Annotated in this window: 17 protein-coding genes; 12 read left to right on the top strand and 5 right to left on the bottom strand. The window is 63.9% G+C overall.

Features of this window, described 5'->3' with window-relative positions:
• Positions 1–10: 10 nt before the first annotated feature.
• On the bottom strand, positions 11–508 hold the full coding sequence (locus IEY62_RS21370) for an FBP domain-containing protein (RefSeq protein WP_189021417.1): 498 nt from the start codon (positions 506–508) through the stop codon (positions 11–13).
• Positions 509–964: 456 nt separating this feature from the next.
• On the opposite strand from IEY62_RS21370, the gene IEY62_RS21365 reads away from it, so the two are divergent.
• The 7 genes from IEY62_RS21365 (at position 965) to IEY62_RS21335 (ending at position 8036) form a co-directional block, all read left to right on the top strand.
• Positions 965–2035 carry an iron-siderophore ABC transporter substrate-binding protein gene (locus IEY62_RS21365; RefSeq protein WP_189021416.1) on the top strand — a complete coding sequence of 357 codons (1071 nt, stop codon included), beginning with the start codon at positions 965–967 and terminating at the stop codon, positions 2033–2035.
• 5 nt (positions 2036–2040) lie between these two features.
• Positions 2041–3156 (top strand): FecCD family ABC transporter permease, encoded by a 1116-nt coding sequence (locus IEY62_RS21360; protein ID WP_189021415.1) that lies wholly within the window; start codon positions 2041–2043, stop codon positions 3154–3156.
• A gap of 140 nt (positions 3157–3296) precedes the next feature.
• Positions 3297–4277, top strand: coding sequence for a FecCD family ABC transporter permease (locus IEY62_RS21355; protein ID WP_229785527.1), 981 nt, complete (start codon positions 3297–3299; stop codon positions 4275–4277).
• A gap of 1 nt (position 4278) precedes the next feature.
• The gene (locus IEY62_RS21350) at positions 4279–5103 is read left to right on the top strand and encodes an ABC transporter ATP-binding protein (protein ID WP_189021413.1); all 825 of its coding nucleotides are present in this window, start codon (positions 4279–4281) and stop codon (positions 5101–5103) included.
• Entirely contained in the window at positions 5100–6155 is a 1056-nt protein-coding gene (locus tag IEY62_RS21345) for a siderophore-interacting protein (protein ID WP_189021412.1), read from the top strand. The genes IEY62_RS21350 and IEY62_RS21345 overlap by 4 nt, the downstream gene beginning before the upstream one ends.
• 217 nt (positions 6156–6372) lie before the next feature.
• Positions 6373–7209 (top strand): SGNH/GDSL hydrolase family protein, encoded by an 837-nt coding sequence (locus tag IEY62_RS21340; RefSeq protein WP_189021411.1) that lies wholly within the window; start codon positions 6373–6375, stop codon positions 7207–7209.
• Positions 7206–8036 (top strand): SGNH/GDSL hydrolase family protein, encoded by an 831-nt coding sequence (locus tag IEY62_RS21335; protein WP_189021410.1) that lies wholly within the window; start codon positions 7206–7208, stop codon positions 8034–8036. The genes IEY62_RS21340 and IEY62_RS21335 overlap by 4 nt, the downstream gene beginning before the upstream one ends.
• Here the strand turns inward: IEY62_RS21335 and IEY62_RS21330 are convergent.
• The gene (locus tag IEY62_RS21330) at positions 8012–8299 is read right to left on the bottom strand and encodes a YciI family protein (RefSeq protein ID WP_189021409.1); all 288 of its coding nucleotides are present in this window, start codon (positions 8297–8299) and stop codon (positions 8012–8014) included. The genes IEY62_RS21335 and IEY62_RS21330 overlap by 25 nt on opposite strands.
• A gap of 69 nt (positions 8300–8368) precedes the next feature.
• Here IEY62_RS21330 and IEY62_RS21325 point away from each other — a divergent pair, with 69 nt between their 5' ends.
• Positions 8369–8848, top strand: coding sequence for a MarR family winged helix-turn-helix transcriptional regulator (locus IEY62_RS21325; RefSeq protein ID WP_189021408.1), 480 nt, complete (start codon positions 8369–8371; stop codon positions 8846–8848).
• 63 nt (positions 8849–8911) lie between these two features.
• On the top strand, positions 8912–9679 hold the full coding sequence (locus IEY62_RS21320) for an SGNH/GDSL hydrolase family protein (protein WP_189021407.1): 768 nt from the start codon (positions 8912–8914) through the stop codon (positions 9677–9679).
• Positions 9680–9698: 19 nt separating this feature from the next.
• Here IEY62_RS21320 and IEY62_RS21315 read toward each other — a convergent pair whose 3' ends face one another.
• The 3 genes from IEY62_RS21315 to IEY62_RS21305 are packed head-to-tail and all read right to left on the bottom strand — an operon-like array spanning position 9699 to position 12398.
• Complete coding sequence (locus IEY62_RS21315; protein WP_189021406.1) at positions 9699–10490, bottom strand: FAD:protein FMN transferase; 792 nt, start codon at positions 10488–10490, stop codon at positions 9699–9701.
• Complete coding sequence (locus tag IEY62_RS21310) at positions 10474–10923, bottom strand: FMN-binding protein (protein WP_189021405.1); 450 nt, start codon at positions 10921–10923, stop codon at positions 10474–10476. Before IEY62_RS21310 ends, IEY62_RS21315 begins: the two co-directional genes overlap by 17 nt.
• Positions 10924–10937: 14 nt before the next feature.
• Positions 10938–12398 (bottom strand): ferredoxin reductase family protein, encoded by a 1461-nt coding sequence (locus IEY62_RS21305; RefSeq protein WP_189021404.1) that lies wholly within the window; start codon positions 12396–12398, stop codon positions 10938–10940.
• 384 nt (positions 12399–12782) lie between these two features.
• Here IEY62_RS21305 and rpmB point away from each other — a divergent pair, with 384 nt between their 5' ends.
• The 3 genes from rpmB to rpsN are packed head-to-tail and all read left to right on the top strand — an operon-like array spanning position 12783 to position 13496.
• Positions 12783–13019 carry a 50S ribosomal protein L28 gene (gene rpmB, locus IEY62_RS21300; RefSeq protein ID WP_011776361.1) on the top strand — a complete coding sequence of 79 codons (237 nt, stop codon included), beginning with the start codon at positions 12783–12785 and terminating at the stop codon, positions 13017–13019.
• Positions 13019–13186: a 50S ribosomal protein L33 gene (gene rpmG / locus IEY62_RS21295; protein ID WP_003798558.1), complete on the top strand. Its 168-nt coding sequence runs from the start codon at positions 13019–13021 to the stop codon at positions 13184–13186. Before rpmB ends, rpmG begins: the two co-directional genes overlap by 1 nt.
• Before the next feature lie 4 nt (positions 13187–13190).
• Positions 13191–13496 (top strand): 30S ribosomal protein S14, encoded by a 306-nt coding sequence (rpsN, locus tag IEY62_RS21290; RefSeq protein WP_011776360.1) that lies wholly within the window; start codon positions 13191–13193, stop codon positions 13494–13496.
• Positions 13497–14342: the final 846 nt, after the last annotated feature.

Raw genomic sequence — 14342 nt, 5'->3', positions numbered from 1 at the left:
CTCCAGGGTGCTAATTGGAGCCGCGCACGCGGTCCAGGAATTGCTCGGTCCGGGACTCCAGCCCTGCGATCTGCCGGACCACGACGGCGGCGGGGTCCGGGTTGATCTCGTTGGCCGGCGGTTCTTTGCGCACGTTGGCGCAGCAACCGAACTCGGCGCAGATCAAAGTGCCCACGGTGTTCCCGTCCTTGCCGGATTGCCCGGCCTTCCTGGCAACCCACAAGTAGACGTCGTCCTTGGAGAAGACATCCCGGCACAGCTCGCACAACACCACACGCTTCTTGCCGGAACCTCCCTCGGGAGCGCGGAGCATGATTCCCGTGAGCTTGCCCCGGTAGGGAAACACGAGGTATCCGCGCTGGGGCATTTTCTCGTCGCGCCATCCCAGGAACTCAAGGTTTTCCCAATCGATGGTGTCGAAATCGCGGGGGAGATTCGCCTTGGCTGCCTCGGAGCGGCTGGCATTGATGAAGGATGAACGGATCTGTTGGGCAGTGATTTTCTGCATGGCAAAGCTTCTTTCGGAAATGGTCGACGTCGGCAGCGCGGCTGGCGCTGCCTGGTGGCACTGGGGCGTCGGTCACCGAAGATGTTGCCAAGGCACAACAAAGAAGCCAGCGGTTGCGCTGGAGCTTGATTCTTTGGTGCTACTTGCTTGGTGCCGACGTGCGGGGGAGTGCCAAGCAGGCCAAAATGGCCACCTCGCCAACCATGGCTGCAGCAACTGGAACAGTGCGCACGCTCATCCCCTCGTCGTTTCCTGAAAGCGGTAGTCCGCCATCACCCATCCTAACCCCACAAAAAAGGGGACGCAGGCTTGGATAGGGCCCGTAAACGCCCGAACAAGGACCAGGTTTGACCCCGCGTTGCTTGGGTGGGGTGATTAGGTGACGCAAACGTTTCGTAATTATCGGGAGGGTAGGCTAGCCTTACTTAGGTTCGCATCACTTACCTAAGGAGTACCGTGGCATCCCTTCTCCCACGCCGCGCCCTGCTGAAAACTGCAGGTACCGCGACGGCCGCCCTGGCCGCCGTCGCCCTTTCCCTCACTGGCTGCTCCACCGGACCGGCCACGTCGACGCCGGCAACCGAGCAGGCCGAGTCTGCCGCATTCCCCGTGACCATCAAGAACGTCTTTGGTGAGACCACCATCAAGGAACAGCCCAAGCGCGTAGTCACCGTTTCGTGGGTCAACGACGACGTCGCGATCGCCCTGGGCGTTGTGCCGGTTGGTGTGCCCAAGAACGAATGGGGCAACAACGACAAGGGATCCACCCCGTGGAAGGACGCAGCGCTGGAGAAGCTCGGTGCGGGCTTTGGCACCGACAAGGCTCCTGTCCAGTACTCCGAGGCAGACGGCATCAACTTCACCGAGATCGCCAAGCTCAGCCCCGACGTTATCCTTGCTGCGTACTCCGGCCTGGAAGAGGCTGACTACAAGAAGCTCAGCGAGATCGCCCCAGTGGTTGCCCAGCCCGAGCTGGCCTACGGCACACCGTGGCAGGAAAGCACCACCCTGATCGGCAAGGCACTGGGCAAGGAAGCCGAAGCCAGGAAGCTGGTGGAGGACACCGAGGCCACCATCAAGGACAAGGTCTCCAAGTACCCGCAGATCAAGGACAAGACCTTCATCTACGGCAACCTGGAGCCCGCCAAGGGTGACGGCGCCAACGTCTACACCGCCATCGACAACCGCCCCCGGTTCCTCTCCGAAATTGGCATGAAGCTGGCCCCCGTCGTCACGGACAACACCAAGTCGAACACGGAATTCTTCATCCCGTGGTCCGCGGAAAAGGCCAACGAGCTTGAGTCCGACATCTTCGTGACCTGGGTTCCCGAGGCTGCAACGGCCGACGCCATCAAGGCCGACCCGCTGCTTGGCCAGATCCCGGCCATCAAGAAGGGCGCCCTGGTTGCCGACTCCGACCAGACCCTGACGCTCTCCATTTCCGCTTCGTCGCCGCTGAGCCTGCCGTGGGCGCTGGATACGTTCCTGCCGCAGCTCGGTAAAGCCGCAGAAGCCGCGGGCAAGTAACCGTAATGAAGCTGAGTACGACGACGACCGTCCAGGGGCGGGGCAGCGGCACCTTGGTGCCGGCTGGCCCGGGAGGCATCTCCCCTGACGCTTCGGCACCCGGAAGGGGATCCGGGTCCCGCGGCACCGCAGGCAGGCGCACCGCCTGGCTGCTGGCGGCCGTCGTCGTACTCGCCGTTGTAAGTGCCGCATCCTTGGCGATCGGCGCACGAGGGCTTCCCCTTAACACCGTGTGGGACGCCCTCACCAACTTCAACCCGGAGGACGGCAACCACGCTGTTGTCATCGCCCGGATTCCCCGCACCGTCCTGGGCCTCCTCGCAGGCGCAGCACTTGGCCTCGCAGGCGCTGCCATGCAGGGCGTGGCCCGCAACCCGCTGGCCGACCCCGGCATCCTTGGGCTCAACGCCGGCGCCGCGCTGGCAGTCGTCGTTGGCATCTACGTCTTCGGCATCGGCTCGCTGACCGGCTACATTTGGTTCGCTTTCATCGGCGCCGCAGCTGCCGCCGTCGTGGTTTACGCCATAGCGTCCCGTGGACGTGACGGTGCGACGCCGGTCAAGCTCGCCCTGGCGGGCGCGGCGCTGAGCGCGGGTTTGTTCTCGCTGATGAACGTCATCCTGGTTTCCAGCCAGGACACCCTGGACCGTTTCCGCTTCTGGCAGGTGGGCAGCATCGGTGGCCGTGACTGGTCTGTGCTGTTGCCCGCGCTGCCGTTCCTGGCCGTTGGCGCGGTCATCGTCCTGGGCGGCGGGCGTGTCCTGAACAGCCTGGCGCTGGGTGATGACATTGCCCGCGGCCTGGGTCAGAATGTTGGACTTGCCCGGGGAATCACGGCCTTGGGCATCGTCTTGTTGTGTGGCTCGGCGACTGCACTGGCCGGACCCATTGGGTTCCTCGGCCTGGTAATCCCGCACGCCGTGCGCTTGCTGACCGGCCCGGATTACCGGTGGATCCTGCCGTTCTCCTTGGTCTCGGCTCCCATCCTGCTCATCACCGCAGACATTATTGGCCGCGTGATCCTTCTTCCGGGTGAAGTTCCCGCAGGCATCATGACAGCGATCGTGGGAGCGCCCGTATTCGTCTGGCTCATCCGCCGCGGAAAGGGGGCAGGACTGTGACTGCCCTTAAATCCGCGCCCGAGACGGCATTTGATGCCGATACTTCGCCCAAGCACCCTGATCATCTGCCACTTCGGCGGGTGCTGAGCCGCACGTTCTTCCTGCGCCCCACGTTCTTCCTCGGGCTCGCTGTCGTCGTCATGTTCGCCGTGTACGTACTGCTGGGCAGTTACACGGTCACCATCCCGGACTTCTTCACGATCGTCATCAACCACCTGACCGGCGGCGAGAAGATCCCCGGCGCAAGCTTCATCGTCATGGAGCACAAGCTGCCCCGAGCAGTGGTGGGCACGATGATCGGCGTAGCCTTCGGCCTGGCCGGCGCACTCTTTCAGACCATGCTCCGCAACCCCTTGGCCAGCCCCGACATCATTGGCATCAGCTACGGTGCCAGTGCGGCGGCCGTGACGGCAATCGTGATTTTCGGAGCTTCCGGAGCCGTTGTCTCCGGGGCCGCACTTGGCGGTGCGCTCGGAGTGGCAGCCATCATCTACGCAATTTCCCGCGGCGGTTCCGGTGCGGGCGGCGGCAGTCGGGGCAACGCTGCCGGCAACCGCCTCATTTTGGCCGGCGTGGGCATCGCCGCGGCACTCCACGCAGTGGTCAACTTCCTCATGACCCGCGCGGACATCCGCACTGCCGCCGACGCCCTCATCTGGCTCAACGGCTCCCTGAACTCCGCCACTTGGGACCGGGCAGGCGTCCTCGCGGTCTCCCTCCTGGTGCTGGTGCCCGCCGTGATCGCACTCGCAGGTCCCTTGCGCATCCTTGAACTCGGAGACGACGCCGCTGCCGGCCTGGGAATCAGGGTCAACGCCGCCCGGCTGGGACTGGTGCTGACCGCCGTCGCACTTGCCGCCGTCGCCACCGCTGCTGCCGGTCCGGTTGCGTTCGTCGCCTTCCTCGCCGGCCCGATATCCCGCCGGATCGTCCGCAAACCAAGCCTCCCGGCGTCGGCCCTTACCGGTGCGCTGATCGTCCTGCTTGCCGACTTCTTCGCCTCCAACATCGCTCCCGTCATCCTCGACGGAACCGTCCTGCCGGTCGGCGTCATCACCGGCGCCCTCGGTGCCCCCTTCCTGCTGTGGCTGCTGGTCACGTCGAACCGAAAGGAAGCCTGACATGGCCATCCTTAATGCCAAGGACCTGACGCTCCAATATGAGCAGCGCAAAGTGGTGGAAGGGCTCTCCACGGAGATTCCCGAGGGCAAAGTGACCATGATCGTCGGCGCCAACGCCTGTGGCAAGTCCACGCTCCTCCGCGGCTTGTCTCGGCTGCTCAAGCCTGCGGGCGGCGCTGTGACGCTCGACGGCAAGGACATCCATACCCGTCCCGCACGGGAACTGGCCCGCACGCTTGGCCTGCTGCCGCAGCACCCCACCGCTCCGGACGGCATCACCGTCCGTGACCTCGTGGGCCGCGGCCGCTACCCGCACCAGGGCTTCTTCCGCAGCTGGAGCGTAGCCGACGACGCCGCGGTGCAGCGCGCGCTCGAAGCCACCGACACGTTTGGACTCGCTGAGCGGAGCATCGACGAACTGTCCGGTGGCCAGCGCCAGCGCGTCTGGATTGCCATGGCCCTGGCGCAGGAAACCGATGTTCTGCTGCTTGACGAGCCCACCACCTACCTGGACCTCGCACATCAGGTTGAGGTCCTGGACCTCGTCACGGACCTCAACCGCAGCCGCGGCACCACGGTGGCGATCGTGCTCCACGACCTCAACCTGGCAGCACGCTACGCAGACCATGTCATCGCCATGAAGGGCGGGCGCATCGTGGCTGAAGGACCCGCAATCGATGTGGTCACCGAAGAACTCGTCTTCAACGTTTTCGGCCTGGAGTCCCGGGTGGTTCCGGACCCCATCTCAGGCACACCGCTGATCGTTCCCATTGGACGGCACCACGCAAGCCCCGTTTCAACCAACGAACTGGAGATCGCCTCATGAGTGCACAACCCACACAGGCCAAAGCGAACGCCGCAGTGGAGCCCATGACCCTCGCCTTCGACGTCACTGTGACGGCCGTGCAGGAGTTGAGCCCCAATTTCCGGAGGATCACGTTCGGCGGCTACTCGCTGCGGGACTTCGGTGTTGCCGGCGACACTCTGGACCTGCGCGTGAAGCTGATGATTCCGTCCTTCGACGCTGACGGCAACGTCATTCCGTTGCCTCCCTTCAAGATGGAGGAAGCCGGCTGGTATCAGGAATGGCTGGCCATGGATCCCTCTGTCCGCGGTGCGATGCGCACGTACACCGTCCGGTCGGAGCGGCTGGACGCTGTGTACCCCGAGATCGACATCGACTTTGTCATGCACTTTGACGATGCCGGTCATGGTGGCCCCGCCGCCAACTGGGCCCTTGCTGCGAAACCGGGTGACGTCCTCACCATCATCGGCCCCAACAACCGCGCTGCCCAGTGCACCACTGCCGGCGCCTACGGTGGCATCGAATGGCGTCCGGGCTTGGCCCAGCGCATCCTCCTGGCCGGCGACGAAACCGCTGTTCCCGCCATCAGCGCCATCCTGGAAAGCCTGCCCGCCGACATGACGGGCCACGCGTTCCTCGAGGTCCCCGAAGCCGGCGACTTCCAGGACATCTCTACGGCAGCCGACATCGAAATCACCTGGCTGGCCCGCGGTGCAGCCATTGGCCGCTCCCGTCCCCACGGCGAACTCCTCAAGGAAGCCGTGGCCAAGGCGGTTCCCGTGCCGGGCTGGGTGGGCCTCAAGGGTTCCGGAACCGCGGCAGGTCCCGAGCCCGAAGACGTCAACGTGGACCAGGACATCCTCTGGGAAACCCCGCAGCGCATGGATGCAGCAGCCATCGAAGCAACCAAGAACCCCACCCTGCCTGCCGGCGCCCTGCCGTTCTACGCCTGGATTGCCGGCGAAGCGTTCGTGATCAAGGAAATGCGGCGCTACCTGGTCCGGGACGTGGGCATTGACCGTAAGCAGGTTGCGTTCATGGGGTACTGGCGCCGGGGCAAGGCGGAGGGCTAACTCTCCTCAGTTGTCGCGCTTCGGTGAGGCCGCTGGGCGGCCATCCTCGGCGTGCTGCTCCTTCGTCGCTTTGACGCACGCTGCCGGATGCCCGCCAAGCAGCCTTGTGCGAGCGTCACCTTCCGGTTGCCCCCGCCTTCCCCGTCGGCTTTGGGGTGGATTCTGTGTTCACCTTGGGTTGGCTCTGGTGTAACCGGGGCCGGGTAGCGTCGGCGGGGTGCGGGACGACTTCGGGGACGGGAACAACGCTCGACGGCGGTATGTCGCCATCGGGGATTCCTTCACCGAAGGTGTGGGGGATCCGAGCAAGGTCCTGCCGAACGGGGTGCGCGGCTGGGCCGACCGGGTGGCCGAGAAGCTGGCGAAGGCGCAACCGGGGTGGGAGTACGCCAATCTGGCCGTCCGTAGCAAGAGGCTCCGTCACATCATCGACGAACAGCTTGAACCCGCGCTCGCCATGGAGCCAACACTCATCACGCTTTACGCCGGTGGCAACGACATCCTGGACTTCGGCACGGACATGGACGCTCTGCTCAACGACTACGAACTCCTGGTTGCGCGGCTGAGTGGAACCGGGGCCACGGTGGTGCTGTTTACCGGGTTCGACGTCAAGGTTTCAGCAGTCCTGGAGCCGTTCAAGAAACGCAATACCTTGTACAACCACAGAGTCCGGGAGATAGCCGCCAAGTACGGCGCCGTACTGGTGGACTATTGGTGCTTCGATGCTTACAAGGACCCGCGGATGTGGTCCCCGGACCGCCTTCACATGTCCAAGGCAGGCCACAAGTACTTGGCCGCGCAGGTCCTGGACCACCTCAACGTCCCGCACAAGATCGAACGCAAGGAATGGGAACCCCCCACCCGTTTGACCCTGCGTGAGTGGGAGCGCCGCCAGCGCCGCTGGGTCAACGACTGGGTGGTGCCTTTGTTCGGGCGCAAACTGCGCGGCGTCACCCTGGGGGATTCGCTGCAAGCCCGCTGGCCGGACCCGGTCAAAGTCCCCCGCAAGGGTGGTCTGAAGAAGCTCATGGAAAACCGGGAGGCAGCTCAATGACCATGACACGGAGATTCGTAGCCCTTGGTGATTCCTTCAGCGAAGGCGTCGGGGACGACGACCTGAGGCTTCCCAACAACTGCCGTGGCTGGGCGGACCGGGTGGCCGAGGAGCTGGCCCGGCACGATGACACCACCCTGTACGCCAACCTTGCAGTTCGTGGCCGCCGGCTCCAACGGATCATCGACGAGCAGCTGGAACCCGCGCTGGCCCTGGATCCCACGCTTATCAGCTTTTACGCCGGCGGCAACGATCTGCTCATGGCCCGGCTCAATCTGGGCCGGCTCATGAGGCAATACGAAGATGCCGTGATGCGCCTCAAAGCCAGTGGAGCCACCATCGTGCTCTTCACGGGCTACAACGTCCCATTGTCTCCGTTGCTTGAACCACTGAAGGTGCGTACGGCCATTTACAACCGCCACATCCGGCGGATCGCCGCGAAATACCAGACACTCCTGGTGGATTACTGGTGCTTTGAAAAGTTCCAGGACCCGCGCATGTGGGCTCCCGACCGGCTGCACATGTCCACTCCGGGCCACCGGTACATGGCCAGGAAAGTCCTGGAGGTCCTGGGAGCGCCGCACTCGCCCGCGGAGCCGGCCATGGCGCCTTGGCGTTCGAAATCCCTCACCGAAAACATCGCCGACGACGTCGCCTGGCTGAGGCGCGACGTCGGACCTTGGTTGTCACGCCGTGTCCGCGGCGTTTCGAGCGGCGACCACTTGGGGGCCCGCTGGCCGGAACTCATGCCGGTGGTGTTGCCCGAGAGGCTCGGCACCAGTCGGGCGAAAGCCGTGAAAGCTCAGCTGTCCAGCAGGTTTTCGTAACCCTCGGCCACGCTGGTGGCGGTGAATTCGATGATTTCGAAGTCGGCCACCCCGTTGCTGTAGAAGGGGTCCTCGGCCAGCGAGGCATCCAGCGTCGCCCTGTCCACTTTGGACAGCAGCACGCCGCCCGTGGCTGGGACGCGACGTCCGGACGCAAGGAAGACGCCGTCGTCGAAGGCTGCTTTCAGCCACGCCATATGGCCCGGGCGGTGAAAGTCGACGATTTCGTCCGGAACTTTGTAGGTCAACGAGACTACGAACATGCAGCCAGCCTATCGCCAGGGCCGCATGCCGGGACCCGGAAGGTCCGTGGATTCTCATAAGATGGACCTATGACTCAACCCCGCTGGCTGAACGCCGACGAACGCCGTGCCTGGCTGGCCCTCCTGAGCATCAATACCTTGCTCCCTTCGGCGTTGGACACCCAGCTTCAGGCAGCCGGGAAACTGTCCCTGTTCGACTACAACGTGCTTGCCATGCTCTCCGAAACCGAGGGCCGGTACCTGCCAATGAGCGAGCTCGCTGCGCGGACAAGTGCCTCCTTGTCACGGCTTTCGCACGTGGTCACCAAGCTGCAGAAACGCGGTTGGGTGGAACGCCAGGCCCACCCCGGCGACGCCCGCGTCACTGTCGCGCACCTGACCGACGCCGGCATGTCCACCATTGTTTCCCTGGCGCCTGGCCACGTGGAGTCAGTACGGACCTTGATGCTCGACTCACTCAGCCCCGACGACGTCGCCGACCTCGCGCGGATCGGCGAGAAAATTGTTGCCCGGTTGGACAACAACCATTGGATCCTGCGCGATTCCTAGCTCGTCCTTCAGACCGGAACAGCGGCTTTGTGGCTGTGAGCGGTGAAGTGGCAGACTGGCGGCATGGATTTTTCTGCCCGTTACGTTGCCCTGTGGGATTCGTTCACTGAGGGTGTGGGCGACGACGATCCCACCCGCCCCAACGGGGTCCGCGGCTGGGCCGACATCGTGGCCGGGCAACTGGCCCAAAGCAACCCGGGTTTCGGTTACGCCAACCTGGCCATCCGTGGACGTAAACTCCGCCAGATCATGGCCGAGCAGGTGGATGCCGCCGTCGCCATGAAGCCAACGCTGGTGACGCTGTACGCAGGGGCGAACGACATCCTGCGGCCCAAGATCGACATCGACTCGCTGTTGGAGGAGTACGACGCCGGCATCGCCAAGTTGAGTGCGACCGGCGCCACGGTGCTCCTCTTCACGGGATTCGACGCGAAGGGCTCGAAAGTCTTCAGCGCCATGCGTGGCCGCACCGCGATCTACAACGAACTCGTCCGTGAAATCGCCGAGGACCATGGCGCTTTGCTGGTGGACTACTGGCGGTTCGACGAATACGACGACTGGCGGCTGTGGGGCGAGGACCGGATGCACATGTCCACGGCGGGCCACATCAACATGGCCAAGCGCGTTCTGGACGTCCTTGAACACGAGCACGTTATCGAGGTCCCCGAGCTTGCTCCCGTGCGGCTTTTGGGCAAGGTAGAGGCTTTGAAGGCCAACGCGCGCTGGCTTCGGGAGTCGGCGGCGCCGTGGGTATCCCGCCGTATCCGGGGCGTGTCATCCGGTGATGGCCTCAGCCCGAAGTACGCCGAACTGATCAGGCCGGTTTCCTGATTAGGCCGGTTTCCTGAACTCAGGCCGGTTTCCGGAACCCTGGGGTGGCCAGGAGGGTTCCGTCGGGACGTGCCGCAAGGACTTCCACCTTCCATTTTTCAACGGCTTGATCCAGGGTCCTTGTCCCGCCGGCAACGATGGCTGTAGCAAGGACGTCGGCGGTGACGATGTCCGTGGCGGCCACGGAAACCTGGTTGAACTCCGGGGCCGCGCCGCCAACAGACCAAATGTGCTGGCCGCGTTCAGCCGTGCCGGACGTCGCAAGTGCCGGCAGGGTTGCCATCGGATACGCACCCAGCAACGCTCGCCGATCCTGTGGATCAACGATGCCGGCGAGCCACGGCTCCTCCGTCCCCGGTCCGGGGGACCCGCTCACCAGCACGTCACCGCCGGCGTTCAAGCACCAGTCCCGCAAGCCGAGGGCTTCAAGGGACATCGCTGCTTCACGCACCGCGCGCGCCTTCACGATCCCGGAAAGATCCAACGTGCCATCGGCTCGTTCCGCCGTGAAAGCCCCGTCGGTTGCCAGACGCCATTCAGCCGCCTCGGCGTAGAGGGCCCGCATGGACTCTGAGGCGTAAGCCAGGGTCAGCTCCCCTCGGGCCAGCCTGCTCGCTTCGGAGCCGTTCCGGTACAGGCTGAAGGCCAGGTCCAGTTCCGTGAACTTATCCTCGACGACGGCGGCTGCTGACTCGAGCTCGTCAACGGCTGTTTGGGCGTAACCACCGCTCGCTACGGTAAGGCTCACCACGGTGCCCATGCTGCGGAAGGTCCGGGCACGCAGCTGCGTGCTGCTAGAAGTGTGCGGCATCGAGGGCTGCCTGGAGCGATGTGAGGTAGGCGTCGCTGGTGACCGTTGCACCGCCAACGGTTTGCACGTCCGCGGATTGCGCCTGGAGGACCTCGGACCGCAACACGGGGGCTGCCCGGCTACTGATCTGGGCCGACTTCCGTTCGGCGTCGGTGAGGTGGAGGGCCGTGACTTCGGTGATTTTGCCGCCCTGGATGGTTACCCGGACCTGGACTGTACCGAAACGGGTCTGGACGGCCGTGCCGTCGTACGTTGCCGCCGTCGAGGTTGTCTTGCTGGAGCCGGTGCTTCCAGTGCTTCCGGTGTTTCCGCTTCCGCCGCTGGTTGCGCTGCTGCTGAGGCTGGTTGTGGTGGTCGTGCCGGTATCGGCGATGTGTGCGCCGGACTGCCAGCCGGCCAACAGGATGCCCGCCGATGCCAGTGCGGTTGCCATGGCTGCTCGAATTCTCACCAGTCGAACCTTTCGTAGTGGACTTGTTCTGCGGGGACACCCGCTGCCCGTATGTCCCTGATCACGGAGGCGGTCCAGGGGGTGGGGCCACAAACGTAAACGTCGGCGTCTGCGATGCCGGGTGCGTAGGAGCCAATGGTGAACCTGGCCGCCGTCGCGGATTGGGGGAGCCACGAGTGCGCGCCCGCCGAGCGGGGCCCCGTGAGGTGGAAGAGGGTGGCGCCCCGGGCCTGGCACAGTTCCATGATCTCTTTGCCGAGGAAAAGCTCCGCTTCATCATGTCCCCGCAGCAGGACCGTGGCATCGCCAGGTTCGAACGGGGTGGATTCCAGGAGCGACCGCAACGGCGTGATTCCGATCCCTGCGCCGATCAACACCACTTTGTTCCGGGTTCGTGCCGCCGTGCTGAACATTCCGTACGGGCCCTCCAGGGCGACCCTGGTGCCCGGCTTGATCCGGGCAAGCCGGGCCGATCCGTCGCCCAGGTTGCGTACGGTGATACGCAATGCGCCGGCCTTGCTTCCGCCGCCGGGCACGGGCTCCGCCGACAAGCTGAACGGGTGCGGCTGCCACCAGTGCCCCGGAGCCAGGAACCGCCAGAAGAAGAAGCGGCCCCCGGTCCCGGCGAGGCGTTCCAGCTGCAGGCCCGTCATTTCGATGCTGAAAACATCCGGCGCGACCCGGACCACGCGGCTGACGGTGAGCTGGTGCCGGAGTGTCGCTGCCACCGGCATGTACACCCTGTAGATCAGAAGTGCGGCACCGGTCGCGATGCAGACGGCCAGCCAGTACCAGCGCTGCCAGGTGCCTTCGGCGAACAGGCCTCCTACGCTGAACTGGTGCGGGATGGCGGTGCCCACGGCCACATACGTCAGCAAGTGGATCGCGTACCAGAATTCGTACGGGAACTTCCGGCGGACGGCCACCAATGAGGTCACCACCACGGCGATAAAGAGTGCCATGGAGACGAAGGCGAGCCACATGTCCGGGACGTTGACCCAGAGCGACACCGACTCGCTGACCGGATCCAGGCCCTCCGCCGCGCCGTAGCCGACCGCGAGCAGGAGCCCGTGTGCCAGCAGCAGGTACAGCGCCGGCTTGCCAAGCTTCTTGTGCACCTCCAGGGCGCGGTCATGGCCGATCGTGTTGTCAACAAAGGGGATCCGGGCCGCAAGAAGAAGCATCAACAGCACCAGGTCCATGCCGATCAGTCCGGCCACAATTCCCAGTGATGTTGTGGTGGCCGCAAACGACGAGAACCCACTGGCGCCGCCATCAGCCAGCCACAGAGCCACCGCCGCAACCGGCGACAACCACCCGACGAAACTGAGGACATCGGCCCGGGCCAGCCGCCGTCGTGCTTGCGGACGGAAGCGCTCGACGGCGGCCGGTGCCGTCCGCCGACCCGGCAAAGCGGGGTTCTCCGTGGGAGAATCAGGGGCTAGTAACGAGGTCATGTACCAAGACTCGCCAAGCTACCTTTCATTCTGCTGTGAAAGAGCTTTTGAGGGCGTATGATGCCGGATTGGTCTTAATTTGGCCTGGCCCGTAGAATAGTTAGGCGCTAGGTAGTGCGGATCGTGTGCAATTGCTCCGGTTGGTGGTGAGGTCAGTCTGACTGACTCCCCGTTGGCCGGTAGTTAGGGGCTCAAGTTGCGTGCATTCCTGTATTCGCCCGGAATCCCAAGACCCGATTTATTGCGGTCCTGAAGCCCGCCTTTCTTCGCCGCACTTGCTGCGGAAACCATCGAAATGGTGTGGACCCGGATGCGGACACTGCCTGTCGCACGGCAACGCAGGAACATCTGTACGCCGTTACATTCAATCTTTGGAGGAGAGTCATGGCAGCACACTGCCAAGTGACCGGAGCCGAGCCGGGCTTTGGACACAGCATTTCGCACTCGCACCGTCGCAACAAGCGTCGGTTCGATCCGAACATTCAGAAGAAGCGCTACTGGGTTCCGTCCCTGCGCCGCAATGTCACGCTGACCCTGTCAGCCCGTGGCATCAAGACCATCGACGTACGCGGCATCGACTCAGTCGTTGCTGACATCCTGGCACGAGGAGTAAAGCTCTAATGGCAAAGGACAAGGACGTACGTCCGATCATCAAGCTGAAGTCCACCGCGGGCACCGGTTACACCTACGTAACCCGCAAGAACCGTCGTAACGACCCGGACCGTCTGGTCCTGAAGAAGTACGACCCCAAGATCCGCCAGCACGTCGAATTCCGAGAGGAGCGCTAAACACATGGCAAAGAAGTCCAAGATTGCTCGCAACGAGCAGCGCAAGGTCATTGTTGAGCGTTACGCTGCCAAGCGTCTCGAACTGAAGAAGACCCTGGTTGACCCCAACGCGACTGACGAAGCACGCGAAGCTGCACGCCTCGGCCTGCAGAAGCTGCCCCGCAACGCCTCCCCGATCCGTCTGCGTAACCGCGACCAGATCGACGGCCGTCCCCGCGGCACACTCCAGAAGTTCGGTATCTCCCGTGTTCGCTTCCGCGACATGGCTCACCGCGGTGAGCTCCCGGGCATCACCAAGTCTTCCTGGTAATCACGAGCTCTGAAAGGGCCGGCAACCGTTATGGTCGCCGGCCCTTTTTGCGTTTAAGCGTTTTGTTGGGTGGTCAGCCGGATGCGGCGGGCGTGGCGGTGGTGAGGGGTGCCCGGCGTGGTTGGCGGCTTTGGGTGAAGGGGGCTGGATGGCGTGGCGGCGGAGGTCATCCTCTGCGCGCTCGGTCGTTCCTCCCTTGGACGCGCGCTGCCGGACAACCGCCGCCTTCTTCCGACGCTTGTTCACGTTCCGCGGGTTTGTGGCTGATGCTTGCTCGCTTCTTCAACGCTCTCTCACTTTGGTGGGGGAGCGTTGTTGTTTGGTTTGGGGTTCGACGGCGGTGGTTGGGTTTGGTGTGCGGCGGTTTTGGGTGTGACGGGCTTCACGGGGCGGGTTTTTGGGGGTTGTGGGGCTTTTGTCGGCTGTTCAGGGGTGGTTTTCGTTGTGTTTGCGGGGTTTTGGCCGGGGTTGGGGGTGGATTTGTGTCGGGGCCTGGGGGCGTGTAATGTCTTCTGAGTCGCCGCGAGTGAGACAGCCTGGAGCTGGGAACCGCGGAGACCAACCCCCTTGTAACAGCCTGGAAATGGCATGCTTTTGAGCGTGCAGCCACCGGGTGGGGCCGAGGACTGGATGGAAGATCGCGGAAACGTTGATTTGCCAAGATCTGGTTGTTCGGGTAGGTTTGGAAAGTTGCTCCGGAGCGATCCTGGACCCCTTGTGGGTGTGGGTGGTGCCGGTTAGTGTCTGTTGTTTGAGAACTCAATAGTGTGCCAAGTTTGTTGATACCGATTGTTTTTTGATTGGTTGAAATTATGGCTGGATCATTGCGCACCCCCGTGTGTGGTG

Origin of the sequence: Paenarthrobacter histidinolovorans (assembly GCF_014647595.1) — a bacterium.
GTDB lineage: Bacteria > Actinomycetota > Actinomycetes > Actinomycetales > Micrococcaceae > Arthrobacter > Arthrobacter histidinolovorans.
Note: the sequence above shows the minus strand (reverse complement) of the source record. Positions and strands in the feature narration are given on the sequence as shown.